Origin of the sequence: Acinetobacter sp. P8-3-8, assembly GCF_000214135.1 — a bacterium.
GTDB lineage: Bacteria > Pseudomonadota > Gammaproteobacteria > Pseudomonadales > Moraxellaceae > Acinetobacter.
Map to the genome: position 1 here is coordinate 130,888 of NZ_AFIE01000001.1, position 17,235 is coordinate 148,122.

A 17,235-nucleotide genomic window follows, 5' to 3' on the forward strand; every position below is an offset into this window, starting at 1 on the left:
TAAGAGATAAGAGTGACTTCTTTTGATCTTTCAGAAGATAGGCATTTTCACGCTCAGTGTTTTTTATGAAGTTGTTCTGAAAGTGAATATATTAATTTTTAGATACTTTTTATGATCTAAATCAATTTAACTAAGGATGAATGGTTGATTTAAATAAACAATAAATTGGCTTTCAATGAAAAGGTAGATTATGAACAATCAAATGTTGTATGCAGGGAAGCAAGTAGAAGGGTTAGGACATGCTATCAATGTGATTAATCCTGCAACTGAAGAAAGTTTTACTGCATGTAATTCTGCTACGCTAGAGCAAGTTAATGATGCTATTGCAAGTGCAAAGCAAGCTTTTCAGACTTGGCAAGATACCAGTGATAGCGAGATCAAAGAAATTCTGAATCGTATTGCTGTCGATATTCAGGCTGCACGTAGTGAATTGGCAACCTTAATTACTCAGGAACAAGGTAAACCATTGGCACTGGCTGAAATGGAAGTTGATATGAGTTTATATTGGATTCAAGCGACCAATGAGCTCGAGATACCCGTTTTAGAACATACCGATCCAATGGGTAAAAAGATGAAAGTCTATCATCGACCTTTAGGTGTGGTGGCTTCAATTACGCCATGGAATTGGCCATTTATGATTGCAATTTGGCATATTATTCCTGCATTAAAAGCGAAGAATTGTGTGGTAAATAAACCTTCGGAATTCACGCCATTAAGTACCATTCGATTGATTGAAATCATGAATCGTCATCTACCCGCAGGTGTTTGTAACATCGTATTGGGTGCAGGGGACGTTGGTGCTGCATTAAGTAATCATCCAGATGTTCAAAAAGTAACTTTTACAGGTTCTACACCTGTAGGGCAAAAGATTTTGGCTGCATCTGTAGATGAGTTACGTCATGTCGTGCTTGAATTAGGTGGAAATGATGCTGCAATTGTTTTAGACGATATTGATGTTGAACAAACAGCACAAAAAATATTTATGAGTGCCTTTTTTAATGCGGGGCAAACTTGTGCATGTATAAAACGTTTATATCTGCATGAGTCTATTTATGATGCAATGGTTGCACAACTTGCAAAAATTGCAGATGCTCAAATTGTGGGTGATGGTTTAGATCCTAAAACCACCTTAGGTCCTGTACAAAACATTAAACAATATCAAAAAGTTAAAGCTTTGATTGAAAATGCAATCCAGCAAGGTGCAAAAGTAGAAAATCAGAAAGAAGTGGAATTACCTGTGAAAGGGTATTTCTTGAATCCTTTGATTTTAACCAATGTCAAAGCAGAAAGTGAGATTTTTGCGACTGAACAATTTGGTCCTGTCCTACCTATAGTGAAATTTACAGATATTCAGCAAGTGTTACATGACTCTAATGAGTCACATTATGCTTTGGGTGGTTCAGTATGGAGCAAAGATATTGCCAAAGCAGAGCAAATTGCGAGTCAAATGCAAACAGGAACGGTATGGATTAATAGTCATTCCGATGTTTCTCCTTATGCTGAATTTGGTGGTTGGAAAATGTCGGGTGTAGGTTATACCTTTGGTTTAGATGGGCTTTTACTCTTTACTAAAAAGCAAGCTATTCAATATGCAACGTCATAAAATTAGCGATGAAAGCGTTTTGAACGAGCTTCTGTAATTTATCAGTGTGAAAGTTAAAGAGTTAACAATATTTTCAAAAGCTCAGGTACTTGAAAGGTTGTTAACTCATTTTTAGTGAGAAAAAAATGAGTGCGTACATTGTATTTATCCGAAAGTCATTAACCAATAAAGATGAAATGAAACAATATTCAAAGCTTGCAAAACAAGCAAGTGAAGGGCATACGATTAAACCTACTGTTTTTTATGGCACTGTTGAGCCTTTAGAAAATATTGAAACAGATGGGGTTGCGATTTTAGAGTTTCCAAATATGGCTGAAGCACGTGCTTGGTATGAGAGCCCAGCCTATCAACAAGCAAAGCAACATCGAGATTTAGCAGCAGAATATATGGTTTTCTTGACTGAGGGTCTGCACCGAGAAGGTTGAACCTTATGCAGACAAATGCAGGAAGCATTTAAGTAGGAATAGATTTAAACAGGGATGTTGAGCAACTTTGGCATTTTTATTGCTGAGTTATAGTTGTATTAAAGTATGGAATACTTATGAATTTTCAAGCATGGTCAAATTTCGTTGACAATTTTACTTCCGCAATCGTTGACTCTTTATCAATAGACGGTTTCTTTGCTTATAATATTCAATCTAATTTAATGACTTCTGAACATTTTTTTAAAAATATCAGTGCGCCTATGGTTGAACGTTATTTAGGGCAGATGCAAGAACATGATCCATTGTTCATTCAAAAAAATATCAACAACAAAAAAAATATCATTGTCCTCTCACAACAAAAAGAAATCTCAGAAACATATCAGTCATTTATGCATGAAGGTTGTATTGGAGACAATGTGGAGCTCTATTTCACATGCCAAGGGAAACCTGTAAAAGGAGTAAGTTTAATTAGAACGCATGAAAGTGGACGATTTACTTCGACAGAACTACAGTTTCTACAGAGTTATTATTTGTTTGCAAGCCATTATTTTAGAACGAATGTGAAGGAAAATAATCAAGTCGATGGAACTATTCTTGAGCAATATCAGGTCACAAAGAAAGAACAACAAATTATCAAATTAATTTGTTATGGTCAGAATAATCAACAAATTGCAGACTCTTTATTTGTTAGTGTGTCTACGGTGAAAACACATATTCAACATATTTTTCAAAAAATTGATGTTGCGAGCAAGCATCAGCTGGTGACTAAACTAGCGCATTTAATTTAAATTGAGTGCAAAATCATCCTTTAGGATGATTTTTTTTAATCAAGACTTGTCTAACTTACTTCTTATCTTGTCATTGCTTATAAGGGATTGTAATGAAGTTGAGTTCGATTACACAAAGTATTAAAAAAGTTTTAGCTGTAAATGCATTATTTTTGGCTTTGCCTACTGTCGTAATGCAACAGGCAATGGCACATGGTCAAGAAGCGCATATGTTACCTTTGGTCAAAGCAATGCAGGCGGCTGGTGCAAGTGTAGAACACGATGCTTATTCAAATATTTATATTGTGACTAAAAACTCTACATACGCCAAAATCAAACCAAATTCAAAAACCATTTTGATCAATGGTAAAGCACTTAATATTACAGTGCCCGTTGTAGAAAAAAATGGTCAAGCTTTTGCTTCAGAAGATTTAGCCAATGAAATTTTTCAATCAGGTTTAGATCAAACCTTTAAAACAGAAACCGTTGTTCACCCTTTAAATAGTTTATCTGCTGAAGAAATTAAATTAGCACGTTCAATTATTGCAGCAGATGCTCGTGCTCCAAAAGCACTACGTTTCAGTCGATTAGCACTTGCTGAGCCAGATAAAAATACAGTTTGGCGCAGTGTTTTAGAGCACAAAGACTTTAAAGAAGATCGCCAAGCCAATTTTGCTTTACTCAATGGTAATAACATTATTGAAGGTGTACTTGATTTAAATACCAAAAAAATTACGCAATGGAAAATCGTTAAAGATGCACACGGTATGGTGCTTTTAGATGATTTTGAAATGGTTCAAAAAGTCATCAAAGAAAGTCCTGAATATGCTGCTGCACTGAAAAAGCGTGGTGTAACTGATGTCAGTAAAGTTGTCGCAACACCATTAACTGTTGGGTATTTTGGTGGAGAAGATGGCTTAGATAAAGAATTCAACTTATTAAAAATTGTTGCTTATCTTGATGTAGGGGATGGAAATTATTGGGCGCACCCAATTGAAAATTTAGTCGCAGTTGTAGATTTAGATAAGAAAAAAATTGTAAAGGTTGAAGATGGTGGTGTAGTTCCTATTCCAATGGCAGCTCGTCCTTATGATGGACGTGATAAAAAAGCGATGAATAGAAAACCGCTGCGTATCACAGAACCTGAGGGTAAAAACTTTACTGTGACAGGACAGAGTGTTCATTGGGGGAATTGGTGTTTCCATGTATCCATGGATTCTCGTGTGGGGATTAAATTATCTACCATGACTTTTAAGGATAATGGCACCAAACGCAAAATTATGTACGAAGGTAATTTAGGCGGTATGGTTGTACCTTATGGTGATCCTGATATTGGTTGGTACTTTAAATCATATCTTGATTCTGGCGATTATGGCATGGGAACGCTGACTTCATCTCTACAACGTGGTACAGATGTCCCTGAAAATGCTGTGATGTTTGATGCTGTGATTCCTGATTATCAAGGCAATCCACTGACCATACCAAATGCTTTTGCAATATTCGAACGTTATGCAAACCCAGAGTATAAGCATCAAGAAATGGGACAGCCTAATGTAAGTGTCGCACGCCGTGAATTGGTTGTGCGTTGGGTAAGTACGATTGGTAATTATGATTATATTTTTGATTGGGTATTAGCAGAAAACGGTACGATTGGAATTAATGCAGGTGCTACAGGTATTGAAGCAGTAAAAGGCGTCAGATCAAAAAACATGCATGATGCTACTGCAAAACAGGATACTCGTTATGGCACATTAATCGATCACAATATTGTAGGAACAACGCATCAACACATTTATAACTTCCGTTTAGATATGGATGTGGATGGTGAAAATAATACCTTAACTCGCATGAATCCTGTCATTCGTTCAAACAACGTAGGCATACGTAAAAGTGCAATGGAAATAGAAACTTCGACGGTTGGTACTGAGAAAGATGCGACTGAAAAATTTGATCCAAGTACGGTGCGTTTAATTAGCAATTACAATAAAGAAAATGCTATGGGCAATGCTGTGTCTTATCAGCTTATCCCGTTTGCAGGCGGAACACACCCAATTGCTAAAGGTGCGAATTTTTCTCCAGATGAATGGTTATTCAAACGATTGAACTTCATGGATAAGCAAATTTGGGTGACAAAATACCAACCAAATGAGTTGTTTAGTGATGGTGATTATCCAAACCGTTCAACGCATGACACGGGTTTAAATCAATTTGTGGCGAATAATGACAACATTGATAATAAAGATCTTGTCGTATGGCTCACTACAGGAACGACCCATATTGCTCGTGCCGAAGAATGGCCAATGATGCCAACAGAATGGGTAAATGTGTTACTCAAGCCTTGGAATTTCTTTAACCAAACGCCAAGCTTGACAGTGAATGAGTCTGCTGTGAAAGAAACAGATACTTCCGATACACATCAGCATTAATTTGTTAAAGGCTGTTTAGTTCGAAAGTAAATGTTTTTCAATGGTTTCTTATGATTGTGTCTTGATGTTGTGTAATGTTTATATTAATAGATTTATTCGACGAATATGAGCATTACACAGTTAAAACATAAAGCATAAGACGACTTACTCGCCTAAACAGCCAGTTTATAAACTGGAAAATAATATGAATAAATATAGCCAATCAATTGCTTTAATCTGTTTAGGGGTAGCTTCGCAAGCTGTTATGGCGGAGAGTGATATTGCATCGCAATTTAAGACATTTGGAAATATTACTTTAGCAAATGACTATCGTTTCAGAGGTATTTCTCAAACTGATAATGAAATGTCAGTACAAGGCGGATTAACGCTTGCACATCAATCAGGATTTTATGTCAATTTATGGGCATCTAATGTCGATCTCTTTGAAGGGAATAGCATTGAGATGGATTACTTTTTGGGTTATCAATGGCAGATTAATGAAAAATCAACTTTAGATTTTCAATATATCGATGTGAATTATTCTGGTGCTGAAGGTATAAAGCCTGATTTTACAGAATATGCTTTGTTATATCAGAAGAATTCAACTTTTAAAGATGGAGATTTCTTCTCACTTGGTGCTAATTATTCCCCTGACTTTGCTTTGCAAACAGGTGATGAAATTTACCTAAATATTGCAGCATCTTATCCAATTTATAACAACATTAATATCATCAGCACGCTAGGTTATACCAAGATTAAGGGTGAAGATGAGTTTTTAATGCTTTTTGGAGAGCCGAATAAAGATCATTATTTAGACTATAAAGTGGGGCTTACGACTGAAATTAGTGGAATAAAAGCAGAACTTTCATGGATAGATACCTCAATTGATACCAATCAAAAAATGGTTAAGGACAAATTTTATGTAAGTTTATCTAAAAGCTTTTAGTTGATCAGCAGGTTGTTTTGTATACTTCTCTGTATAAAATGCCGTTTGTAGAAATTGATTTCTAAATTCCCAGATGAATAGTCTGGGATTTGTCTATTTAGCAGAGGGAATAAAAAACCAATTTAATTTTTAACAAACAATGATTTCATTGATTCGACGATTACACTAAGATAGTAAAATAGAAAACCTGATTAGATCGCATTGCATTATTTTGGTTTTAATTTTTTAGCTATTTGTCACAGCATTACTTTTAGCCTGTAAACATCTCTAAGAGTTTTAACATGATAAAACGATTGAAGATAAACAAACGATTTTTGCTTATTGTGATGCCTTTATTATTGGCTGGATGCCAATTGGTGAAGCTAAAAGAACAAAAAATGAGCTCGGAATTATCCAATAACATCGAAACCATTTTGACCCATTCAAATTTGAGCAATCAAACCACTAGTTTGTTATTTCTCATCGATAAAAGTCAGTCTTATTGTTTACTTCATTCCGAAGACTGTGTTTCAAAATTAAACCAATATCAATACATTGATCGTGCGCAATTGTATTCTTCAGCCAGTGAATTATATCTGGCCAATGCAATGAAGTTAGAGCAGTCTTCGTCATGTGAACATGCTTTAAAGCAAGGGTATAGCAATCAGGATAACAATAATAAAGCACAGACCTGTATTGATCAGGCGCTTTATATGCTGGATAAAAGTATTCGTTATAGTTATATGTATTTATTCAGAACTGAAGACAGTCCGCAATCGCGTGTGTTTAGTCTTCGGCAATCACAAGTCCGAACCTTTTATAATTATGCTTTATCACGGCTTATGACTTTACAATATTCAAAAAGCCACTTTAAGCAAATTCCTGTTGGGTTTTCGATTGGTCAAAATCAATATTTATTTGATTTTAAACATTATCCAGCTTTGGAAAAGCTGAAAATTGAGCATTTAAAGTCCAGTTATAATATGAAATTCAAAGGGCTTCAGACCATTAACCGTCGAGATGGTTTTGGTGCTGAATTTGTTGTTGTTCGGGATAGCAAACCGATTAATCAATCCAAAGAGTTTATTTTTAATCCTGAAGAGCATTACCAAAATGCACAAGATTGGAATATTTATACTGCCAAATATTTACCTATCACTGTGATTGCTGAGCCAGAAAAAAATAGTGAGCAGCAGATTTTAACGACACCTTTTTTAATACGCTTTTTCGATCCTTATCAAGAAGATAGCGCAACGGTTGATGGAGAGCAATTTAAAATTTCAGGCAATTTTTCTGTACCTTATGGATTGTGGTTAGCAGACAATAACTTTGGAGCTTTGGGCTATAAAAAAATATTAAATATGGGTGAAAACTCGGCAATGCCACATTTATTTATGATCGAGCCTTATCAGCCCAATAAAAAAGTTATCGTACTGATTCATGGTTTAGCCAGTAGTCCTGAAGCGTGGGTTGCCTTAACCAATAATATTATGGGTGATAAAGTTTTAAGAGATCATTACCAAGTGTGGCAAGTTTTTTATTCAACCAATATGCCAATTTGGGAAAGTCGTTATCAGATCAATGTTTTACTGAAACAAGCTTTTAGCCGAACTGTTCCAGATTCAGAATCCTCACATGATGCCGTATTAATAGGGCACAGTATGGGCGGTGTGATTAGTCGACTTTTATTAAGCCAAGCTGATGTCAGATCCAGTGTTATTCCACTTTTAAGTGATGATGAGCGCAAGTTTATTTATAAATATCCAAGTATTGTAGATCGTTTTCAATTTGAACCGATTCCTAATTTTAGTAGAGCTGTATTCATTGCATCGCCACACAGAGGAACAGCTTATGCAGATCGGTGGTTTACACGAACAGTACGCAAAATGATTAATTTACCTGGCGATTTTTTTGAGTCATTAAAAGCAGGTAATCTTATTCAAAAAACCAGTCAGGCGGTTAAATTAGGTGTGGCTACCATTGGGCCAAGTGATTTAAGTGATCAATCAATTTTTATGAAATTAACAAGTGAAATTCAACCTCAAACGGGTTTGAAATATCATTCAATTATGGGGAATAACAGCACCAGTCAAAATACTGAACTCATGTCAGATGGTATCGTTCCTTATAAAAGTTCACATTTGGATTTAGCTGTTTCTGAAAAAATAATTCAAGGAGGGCATTCTATTCAAGAAACACCAGAAGCTGTGTATGAATTGCAACGTATCTTACGTGAGCATCTTCAATAAAAATAAATTATTTATTAATAAGTTAGTTTTTTAGAAAGCTTAGATTAGCATTACTATCACTTCATTTTTAAAGCGTGTTCATTCTAAAATTTTTTGATTGTTCTTTTTTTGGAATGGTGTTTCCTACTATTAAAGTTGTTTTTAGTTGAGAATGATTTAACCTATATTCTACCCAAACTTTCTCTTTAAATGAGAAAATGATGATATTTTATGAAAATATTGAAATTTTTTATCATGGAAATAGAGTTTTGGGAGAATTTATTTGATACATAATTTATTTGTATAGATGAGGTCATTCTGATGTTAAGCTTTAACAAACTTGTGGTTTTTGCGAGTACAGCATTTTTAATCGTAGGTTGTTCAACAAATTATGTAAAACCTCAAAATTATATGGCATTTTTACCAGACTATTCGCAACTTAAGAAAGTTGAAATGCAATCAAAGAATGATGCATTAGTTTGGTCAAAAGATAATGTTCAACAATATTCTAAAGTAATTTATACACCCATTCGTTATAGTAATCTTGAATCTGATACTCAAAATACAGCGAATATTTCCCAAGATGCTCGTAAAGAAATATTGAATTATACCAATACCCAAATCCAAAACGCTCTAGGGCAACATTTTACGCTTACCAACCAAGCAGATAAAAAAACCTTAATTTTTCAAGGGACAATTTCTAAAATTAGTACCGATGCTAAACACTTAAAACCTTATGAATATTTACCCATTATGTTGGTTAAAGCGAGTACTCAATATGCGTTAGGTAGTCGTGATCGTGATACAGAAATTTATTTTGAAGGTAAATTTTTAGATGCATCATCAAAACAGCCTGTTTATGAAGTTGTGATGAAAGTACAAGGAAAACCGCTTGAAAACGATAAATCACAATTGAGCGTAGCAGATGTGAAAAAAGCAATTGATGGTTTAGCTTCCGATATTGCCTCATTTAAAACCAATGCAGGTGGTTAAAGTCCTTTCCATTGTCATATCTATAGGACAATGTTTATCATTTTGAGGTCTTTAATGATGAGGTATGAATTATTAATATTGAACTCATCCATTAGATTCAGTTCATTCATGTTTTATCGATAATAATTTAGTTTTGGTTATAATGTCGCTTAATTATTTTCATAACTATTTCAAAGTTATTTTCAAATTGGATGAACTGACGAGATCTCAAATTGCAGAGCCTCAGGCTCTAGAAGGCAAAATAAGATGAAACTCAAAAAATTTGCAATAGGTTTAAGTTTACTGATGATTTCGGGTTTGATTTCAGCAGAAACAGTCAGTTATAAAATTGATCCAACCCATACAGCAACTGTATTCACATGGAATCATTTAGGTTTTTCTACACCAAGTGCTAACTTTTCAGATGTTCAGGGCACAATTCAGGTTGACAATGATCATCCAGAAAAATCTTCAGTATCCGTTACTATTCCTGTAAAAAGTATTAATACCAATGTGGCTGTGTTAGATACTAAGTTGCAGGGGAGTGATTGGTTTAATGTCGCAATTTATCCAAATATTACTTTTAAAAGTACTAAAGTTGAAACAATAGATAAAAAGAACTTTAAAATTTCAGGTAATTTGACCGTAAAAGGAATGACAAAGCCTGTGGTATTGGATGCCGTTTTAAATAATCAAGCGCTACATCAGATGTTAAAAGTACCAGCCATTGGTTTTAATGCAACAACAACCATCAAACGATCTGATTTTGATATCGCAGCATTTGCACCAGCGGTCAGTGATACGATTGATATTCAAATTACGACAGAAGGATTAGCTGTTAAATAGATTATTGTTCTTTAGTAAAATTGTTCTTCAGTAAATATGTATGAAAGTACTGAGCTGAGCTATCGATTATTGTAAATACAATTTAGTATCAGCTCCTTTCATCATATCTATTTAGTTTTTTATACATGTAACTATACATTCAGAATTTCTAAATCAATTCACCTTCGAGCATTTCGGTAAGCGATTACTGGTTTAAGAAAGATGAAAAGTAATCTATTCTATAAACTTGGTTAGAACGTGAACTGAATGAAGAAGTAATATTTGTATAGATCGCTTTATAAAGTTCACCATTCTATTTATATGTCCATCAAGAGAATTTCTATGCTTGATCAGGCGTCAATTCAAAGATTAACCAGTATGTCTGTTGCTGCTTTTGGTGCAGCCATCAGCAGTACTTTTCCATTGTCTGTTATTTTTGCACAGCAAGATATTGCTGGCGCTTTTTCTGTGACTTCTCAAGATGTTGGTTGGGTTGTGACACTGTATAACGTTGGACAGATTCTGGGTTTACCGATTGCATTTCTATTCTCAGGTTTGTTAGGACGTCGACGTGCAATGATGGCTGCTGGAATTGGTTACATTCTCAGCTCATTACTCATTGTGATCATTGATAATTTTGCGACGATGCTGATTCTTCGAGTGTTTCAGGGTGCTTTTGCAGGCATGCTCCCCATATTGATGTTTATTATCCTTTTTTCTACGCATCCCGCAGGTATTATTCGGACACGTGGATTAACTTATTTTGCAACAGCAACAGCAACAGCAATAGGTGTCGGAATATCCGCATGGTTTGGTAGTTTATTTTTATACAATGAAAATTGGCGTTTGCTATTTATTGTTCCTGCACTTGGCATCATTGTTTATGTGGTGATGGCACATTTTTTATTTCGTGAAGATCCGATTAAACCAGAAGCATTTAAATTATTTGATTGGCCGGGCTATATTCTTATTTCAATGAGTTTGGCATGTTTGGTTATTTTTGTTTCTGAAGGTGAGCGTCATTTTTGGTTTGATTCTTGGTGGATTACAGCTTGTTTGGTTAATGCAATTTTATTTTTCATCTTTGCTTTATATCATTTTATCAAACATGACCAAGCATTATTAAAAAAATCCATATTTTATAAGCCTTTTAGTTATGGTCTTATTTTTCAGGTGGTATTCCGCTTCGGTTCTTTATTTATTATTTGGATTATTCCTCAGTTTCTAATTCAACTTGCTGGTTTTAGAATCGAGCAAATTGCCGAAGTATTATGGCCATTTACTTTTGGGACGTTAATCGGATTGGTTGTGGCTTATATGCTTAGCCCGCGTATTGATCAGCGAATTGTCATGTCTGTGGCATTGGCGATTTTAGCCTTTACATCACTGTATTGTAGTTATTCAACTTCGCAATGGGCGATTGATGACTTTCTGCTTCCCATTTTTATTGCAGGACTTGGGCAAGGTCTGTTTTCTTTAGCAACCTTACATTTGGTTTTATATGACATTTTACCTGTAGAAGGCCCAACATGTGGTATAGGTTTTAACTATGCACGTGTATTGGGGTTGTCTGGTGGAATTGGTGTTTTAAGTCATTTTATTAATGAACGGGAAAAGTTGCATTCAGCAATGCTCGGTGAAAATGTTCATTCTCAAAGTGAAGAAACATTATCTACTTTAAGTTCAATCCAAGCTTCTTTAAGTCAATTTTTTTCTGATCCAGGACGACTTGATGCGGTGAGTTATGCTCAGTTGAGTCAGCATGTGAAAACTCAGGCATTTGCATTGTCTTATAATGATGCTTTCTTATTGGTTTTTGTTGTTCTTTTTATTGCGTCCGCTTGTGTGTGGATCTTTCCGCACAGTAAGGCCATTTACTAGGTGTATTCATAGGTTGAATATTTCTGCAATTTCACTGGAGTCGAGTTTAAACAATGACTGAATCTAAAAAAATAGTTCGTCCTTGGATGCGAGTCATCATTGCCTTCATTATTATGTTGTGCATCCTGAGTTTGGTGTTCTACATTTATAATCATTGGAGTGTGAATAGTAAAACTCAGACTTCAGACAATGCTTATGTTAAAGGTGATTTAAGTTACATTACCAGTAAAGTGAGTGGCTACGTTGTAAAAGTGAATGTAGTGGATAATCAGCAAGTTAAAGCAGGACAGGTGCTTGCTGAAATTGATCAAACAGATTATTTATCTGATGTCGATCAAGCGAAAGCAAAGATTGCTGGCATTGAAGCTTCACAACATGAACTTGAAGAGAAAATTAAATTAGCCAAAGAACAAATCAATATTAGTAAAGCTGAAATCTCTGCTGCGGAAGCAACACGTAACCGTGCAAATAATTATTTAAAACGGACTGAAAATTTAGTAGGTATCGGCGGAATCAGTAAAAGTGAGTATGACAAAGCCGTTGAAGATCAAGTTGGGCAAACTGCCAATTTAAATGTTGCTCAAGTTAAAATCCGTGAATCTGAGCAAAATATTCATGTTCTACAAGCACAACGTGCAACATTGACAGCCTCATTGGCTGCGGCTCAAGCCAATTTAACTCAGGCTGAGAACAACTTAAAAGCGACAAAATTAGTTGCGCCACGTGATGGTAGTATTGTTTCCCGTAAGATTCATGAAGGGGAATATGTCACGGCTGCAAAAAGCTTGATGGTGGTCGCACCATCTTCAAACTTATGGATTGAGGCGAACTTAAAAGAAACGCAATTATCGAAATTAGCTGCGGGTGATAATGTTTATTTCACCGTGGATGCAATTCCGAGTAAAAAATTCTGCGGAACTTTGCAGAGTATTTCCAGAAGCAGTGGATCAGATTTAGCGTTATTGCCTGCGGACAATGCGACAGGTAATTTTACGAAAATTGTTCGCCGTTTTCCTGTAAAAATTATTTTTGATCCTAAACAGCAGGGTATGGAAAACTTGGCGATTGGAATGTCGGTTGTGGTCGATTTAAAAGCCAATACGCAGGGTAAGGTGTGTAAATAATTAAGGGGCTTAGGAAGCTGAAGAGGGGCTTTATCCTATTTAACGTCAGTTAGGGATAACCTTTGATGTAAGCTATTGAAAAGATAGATCAGGCACGGCGGAGTCTTACCGTTTAAAAGTCAAATGCAAGGATTAACCTTCGGTTCGACCTACTTTTCTTTCGGGAAAAGTAGGCAAAACCATTTGTCAGTCGCCAACTCGACAGATACTATCAAGTACCTAATATATTGCAAAAACAGTATATTACAGATCTTGCGGAATATATTCCTCATGCCTCGAACAATGCGACTGACGTTTTCGCGTATCAGATAGTTGGGAACATATCTTATCTCGAACTCAGGTTATTTAATCTTTCTATTTTCTCTATTCCTCTTGAACGGAGGGAGATGAACGCTATTCAAGATATTGAACGTTTCCTTTGATAGGGTTGAGTATGATTCTTTAAGGTGGATCTTTTTAGGATGATACTTATTGATAGGCTGGTTATATTCAACCTATTAAGTATAATGAGTCACTGATTTTACATGCATTTTTGATGTTTTTATAATCAAGTAATGGTTATGTCCTTATGGTCGACTATCTCTCAAAAAAACTGTGGACAATATTAAAGAATACAAGTCAAGTATTGTTCTATGTATGAAAAGCTGTTTATCGTGTAAAGTGTTTATTCATAGCATTTAAAAATCTAAAATGAATCTATCTTAACTCCTATAGGTAGGAGAGTCTAAATGAAAAATATTGTAGGCGTATACCGTAATCCACATGCACATTGGGTGGGTGATGGGTTTCCTGTTCGTGGTTTGTTTTCGTATGATCGTTTTGATCAAGCAACCAGTCCTTTTCTTTTGCTTGATTATGCAGCTCCATATCACTTTGAACCGACGACTGCGCAACTAGGCGTAGGTTCTCATCCTCATCGTGGTTTTGAAACAGTCACAATCGCCTATAAAGGTGAGGTTGAACATAAAGATTCAAGTGGTGGTGGTGGTACCATTAAAACAGGTGATGTGCAGTGGATGACAGCGGGTGCAGGTTTAGTACATGAAGAGTTCCATTCAAAAGAATTTGCTCAAACAGGCGGATTATTTGAAATGGTGCAACTTTGGGTGAATTTACCAGCCAAAGATAAAATGACTCCACCTAAATACCAAGCCATTGAAGCGAAAGACATTCCAAAGGTTGAGCTAGAAGATGATGCCGGATATATCCGTGTGATTGCAGGTCAATATCATGATCATACTGGCCCAGCATTTACGTTTAGCCCAGTCAATGTATGGGATGGCGAGTTAAAAGCGAGCCACAAAAAAGTGTTTAGTGTTCCAGCTGACCACAATGCGATGGTGATTATGCTGTCTGGTAAAGCACTATTGAATGGCACGAAAGAAATTACTGATAACTCAATGATCTTGTTAGAAAGAGATGGTCAGACTGATTTTGAATTTGAAGCGGTAGAAGATGCTCGCTTCCTGATTCTTTCAGGTCAGCCATTGAATGAAACGATAGAAGGCTATGGCCCATTTGTAATGAATAGCCGTGAAGAAATCGAACAAGCAGTTGATGATTTTAACAGTGGTAAATTCGGAAAAATTCCAGTTGCTTGATTATCGACCTAAGCATTGAAATGAAGTAAGTGATTGAAAATAACCCTGCTAAATTTGGCGGGGTTATTTATATGCAAATTTTAAGATGACAGTAAGATCATTTGAAATTGACGATTAGCTTATTAATTAGCCCATTAAAAGCAAACCCCACCGAAGTGAGGTTTAATTTTATATGGTAATACCTTCAAGTATTTTCAATAAAGATTACTGTGCTAAAAATTGTGTTAAAGCCTGATTAAAATCTTGAGGTTTTTCTATATTGGAAATATGAGAAGCATTGATTTCTACAAGTTGAGCATTGGCAATGCGATCAAGCATATATTGCCCATCAATGATTGTCGTGACAGGGTCTTTTTGCCCTGCAATGATTAAGACAGGAATCGTAATTTTACCCAGTTGGTCACGTAAGTCCGCTTTAGCCAAAGCCTCACAACAACTTGCATAACCCTCTGCGCTGCTAGCTGCTAAGTCGTTACTCAAGGATGCTACAATTGTTGCTTGGCTTTGGATAAAGGGTTCGGTAAACCAGCGTAGTGCTGCTGTTTCTGCGATCGGTTTTAAACCTTGCTCACGAACTAATTTAGCTCGATCTAGCCAAGCTTGTTCTTCACCAATTTTTGCCGCAGTGTTGCAGACTACAACATGATTAAAATGTTCAGGTCGATGAATAGCTAACCATTGCCCAGTCAGACCGCCCATAGAAATTCCACAGAAGTCTGCTTTCTCAATCTTTAAATGATCGAGTAAATTCACTACATCTTGACCCAGTTGGTCAATATTGTATGGGCCTTGTGGTGTTGAAGACTGCCCATGACCGCGAGTATCGTAGCAGATTACAAAATGATCTTTTTGAAAATGATCAATTTGAGTTTGCCACATACTCAATTTTGTACCCAATGAGTTTGAAAAAATAAGCGCAGGTTTTGAACTGTCACCAAAAGTTTGAAAATGAATGATGGCGTCATTTGAAGTAAATGTTGGCATTGTATTTTCCTTACAATTTGTTCTTCACGAATAAAGACAGTTTGGGTATTGGGCTTGTTTTCCCCTCTAAAAAAATAAATAAAGAGGGGAGTTTTCTACAGCGTTTAACCAAATATAAATATTGAATAAGGCTAATGATTCATTCGCTTTTTATTTAAAATAAAAACTAAATAGCCTAAGCAATATAATGAAATTAAACTCTTTCAATAATCATCGCAATGCCTTGCCCAACACCAATACACATCGAACACAAAGCATAAGTTCCACCCGTTTGTTCCAACTGATTCAAAGCCGTTGTCACCAAACGCGCACCCGATGCACCTAAAGGATGACCGATTGCAATCGCACCACCATTCGGATTTACCTGTGTTGTATCATCGGCTAAACCAAGATCACGCGTCACAGCAAGTGCTTGTGCTGCAAAAGCTTCATTTAACTCAATCACATCCATCTGTTCGATGCTGAGATTGGCTTGTTTAAGCAGCTTTTTGATGGCAGGTGCAGGGGCAAATCCCATAATGCGCGGTTCGATTCCTACAGTTGTGGCTGCAATGATTTTGGCACGAGGTTTGAGCTGGTATTGCTGAATGGCTTCATCCGAAGCAATCAATAAGGCTGCTGCACCATCATTAATTCCTGATGCATTGCCTGCGGTGACTGTTCCATCTGCTTTCACTACACCTTTGAGTTTGTTTAAACCTTCTAGTGTGGTTGATGCACGTGGATGTTCGTCTGTATCCACGATGATCGGGTCACCTTTGCGTTGTGGAATGGTGACTGCAATAATTTCGTGTTTAAAGAAGCCTTGGGCTTGTGCTGTTGCTGTACGTTGTTGGCTGTTCAAAGCAAATTGGTCTTGATCAGCTCGGTTGATGTTGAATTGCTCTGCTACATTTTCAGCCGTTTGTGGCATGGTATCTACACCATACATGGCTTTGAGTTTTGGATTGATAAAACGCCAACCCATGGTGGTGTCTTCTATTTTTTGGCTTCGACCATAAGCTGTTTCTGATTTGCCCATAACGTAAGGTGCACGGGACATACTTTCCACACCACCTGCGATGATCAAGTCTGCTTCGCCTGCTTTAATCGCACGCGCTGCCATCGCAATGGCATCTAAAGATGAACCACATAGACGATTGACTGTCGTCGCTGGAACTTCAACGGGTAGTCCTGCCAATAGTGCCGACATACGTCCAACATTACGGTTGTCTTCTCCTGCTTGATTGGCACAGCCGTAAATCACGTCATCAACTTGTGTCCAATCAATGCTTGGATTACGTTGCATCAAGGCTTGTATTGGCAATGCACCGAGGTCATCTGCACGAACAGGAGCTAAGCCTCCTGCATATCGGCCGAATGGGGTACGAATCGCGTCAATAATGTAAGCGTTTTTCATTTTTAATTTTCCAATTCTTTAAAAATCTCCCCTAACCCCTCTTTATAAAAGAGGGGGAACCTCCCAAAATTAGAAAGATGGAAGTCCCCCTTTATC

Annotated in this window: 13 protein-coding genes; 11 read left to right on the forward strand and 2 right to left on the reverse strand. The window is 36.4% G+C overall.

Going from position 1 to position 17,235, the window contains the following annotated elements:
- The first annotated feature begins 190 nt into the window (after positions 1–190).
- The 11 genes from GGG_RS0100605 to GGG_RS0100655 all read left to right on the forward strand — a co-directional run bounded on the left by GGG_RS0100605 (position 191) and on the right by GGG_RS0100655 (position 14,756).
- Positions 191–1,603, forward strand: a complete 1,413-nt coding sequence (locus GGG_RS0100605; protein ID WP_010111211.1) for an aldehyde dehydrogenase family protein — start codon at positions 191–193, stop codon at positions 1,601–1,603.
- Between the two features lie 125 nt (positions 1,604–1,728).
- Positions 1,729–2,028 carry a DUF1330 domain-containing protein gene (locus tag GGG_RS0100610; RefSeq protein WP_010111212.1) on the forward strand — a complete coding sequence of 100 codons (300 nt, stop codon included), beginning with the start codon at positions 1,729–1,731 and terminating at the stop codon, positions 2,026–2,028.
- Between the two features lie 116 nt (positions 2,029–2,144).
- A complete protein-coding gene (locus tag GGG_RS20370) occupies positions 2,145–2,816 on the forward strand; it encodes a response regulator transcription factor (RefSeq protein WP_010111213.1) in 672 nt (223 codons plus the stop codon).
- Positions 2,817–2,908: 92 nt separating this feature from the next.
- Positions 2,909–5,221: a primary-amine oxidase gene (gene tynA, locus GGG_RS0100620; RefSeq protein WP_010111215.1), complete on the forward strand. Its 2,313-nt coding sequence runs from the start codon at positions 2,909–2,911 to the stop codon at positions 5,219–5,221.
- A 184-nt stretch (positions 5,222–5,405) separates the two neighbouring features.
- Positions 5,406–6,146, forward strand: a complete 741-nt coding sequence (locus tag GGG_RS20375) for a TorF family putative porin (RefSeq protein WP_010111217.1) — start codon at positions 5,406–5,408, stop codon at positions 6,144–6,146.
- A 377-nt stretch (positions 6,147–6,523) separates the two neighbouring features.
- The gene (locus GGG_RS0100630; RefSeq protein WP_227500469.1) at positions 6,524–8,374 is read left to right on the forward strand and encodes a triacylglycerol lipase; all 1,851 of its coding nucleotides are present in this window, start codon (positions 6,524–6,526) and stop codon (positions 8,372–8,374) included.
- A gap of 300 nt (positions 8,375–8,674) precedes the next feature.
- The gene (locus GGG_RS19340; RefSeq protein ID WP_010111219.1) at positions 8,675–9,346 is read left to right on the forward strand and encodes a DUF3313 domain-containing protein; all 672 of its coding nucleotides are present in this window, start codon (positions 8,675–8,677) and stop codon (positions 9,344–9,346) included.
- Positions 9,347–9,592: 246 nt separating this feature from the next.
- Complete coding sequence (locus GGG_RS0100640; protein ID WP_010111220.1) at positions 9,593–10,171, forward strand: YceI family protein; 579 nt, start codon at positions 9,593–9,595, stop codon at positions 10,169–10,171.
- A gap of 321 nt (positions 10,172–10,492) precedes the next feature.
- Positions 10,493–12,031: an MFS transporter gene (locus GGG_RS0100645; RefSeq protein ID WP_010111221.1), complete on the forward strand. Its 1,539-nt coding sequence runs from the start codon at positions 10,493–10,495 to the stop codon at positions 12,029–12,031.
- Between the two features lie 53 nt (positions 12,032–12,084).
- Positions 12,085–13,155 (forward strand): HlyD family secretion protein, encoded by a 1,071-nt coding sequence (locus GGG_RS0100650; protein ID WP_010111222.1) that lies wholly within the window; start codon positions 12,085–12,087, stop codon positions 13,153–13,155.
- A 728-nt stretch (positions 13,156–13,883) separates the two neighbouring features.
- A complete protein-coding gene (locus GGG_RS0100655; RefSeq protein WP_010111223.1) occupies positions 13,884–14,756 on the forward strand; it encodes a pirin family protein in 873 nt (290 codons plus the stop codon).
- A 204-nt stretch (positions 14,757–14,960) separates the two neighbouring features.
- Here GGG_RS0100655 and pcaD read toward each other — a convergent pair whose 3' ends face one another.
- The gene (gene pcaD, locus GGG_RS0100660; RefSeq protein ID WP_010111225.1) at positions 14,961–15,740 is read right to left on the reverse strand and encodes a 3-oxoadipate enol-lactonase; all 780 of its coding nucleotides are present in this window, start codon (positions 15,738–15,740) and stop codon (positions 14,961–14,963) included.
- Between the two features lie 193 nt (positions 15,741–15,933).
- Positions 15,934–17,139: a 3-oxoadipyl-CoA thiolase gene (pcaF, locus tag GGG_RS0100665; RefSeq protein ID WP_010111227.1), complete on the reverse strand. Its 1,206-nt coding sequence runs from the start codon at positions 17,137–17,139 to the stop codon at positions 15,934–15,936.
- Between the last annotated feature and the right edge of the window lie 96 nt (positions 17,140–17,235).

Bases quoted from the DNA above. Each gene is read 5' to 3' on its own strand.
- GGG_RS0100605 (WP_010111211.1), top strand. From the start codon at position 191: ATGAACAATCAAATGTTGTATGCAGGGAAGCAAGTAGAAGGGTTAGGA.
- GGG_RS0100610 (WP_010111212.1), top strand. From the start codon at position 1,729: ATGAGTGCGTACATTGTATTTATCCGAAAGTCATTAACCAATAAAGAT.
- GGG_RS20370 (WP_010111213.1), top strand. From the start codon at position 2,145: ATGAATTTTCAAGCATGGTCAAATTTCGTTGACAATTTTACTTCCGCA.
- tynA (WP_010111215.1), top strand. From the start codon at position 2,909: ATGAAGTTGAGTTCGATTACACAAAGTATTAAAAAAGTTTTAGCTGTA.
- GGG_RS20375 (WP_010111217.1), top strand. From the start codon at position 5,406: ATGAATAAATATAGCCAATCAATTGCTTTAATCTGTTTAGGGGTAGCT.
- GGG_RS0100630 (WP_227500469.1), top strand. From the start codon at position 6,524: ATGAGCTCGGAATTATCCAATAACATCGAAACCATTTTGACCCATTCA.
- GGG_RS19340 (WP_010111219.1), top strand. From the start codon at position 8,675: ATGTTAAGCTTTAACAAACTTGTGGTTTTTGCGAGTACAGCATTTTTA.
- GGG_RS0100640 (WP_010111220.1), top strand. From the start codon at position 9,593: ATGAAACTCAAAAAATTTGCAATAGGTTTAAGTTTACTGATGATTTCG.
- GGG_RS0100645 (WP_010111221.1), top strand. From the start codon at position 10,493: ATGCTTGATCAGGCGTCAATTCAAAGATTAACCAGTATGTCTGTTGCT.
- GGG_RS0100650 (WP_010111222.1), top strand. From the start codon at position 12,085: ATGACTGAATCTAAAAAAATAGTTCGTCCTTGGATGCGAGTCATCATT.
- GGG_RS0100655 (WP_010111223.1), top strand. From the start codon at position 13,884: ATGAAAAATATTGTAGGCGTATACCGTAATCCACATGCACATTGGGTG.
- pcaD (WP_010111225.1), bottom strand. From the start codon at position 15,740: ATGCCAACATTTACTTCAAATGACGCCATCATTCATTTTCAAACTTTT.
- pcaF (WP_010111227.1), bottom strand. From the start codon at position 17,139: ATGAAAAACGCTTACATTATTGACGCGATTCGTACCCCATTCGGCCGA.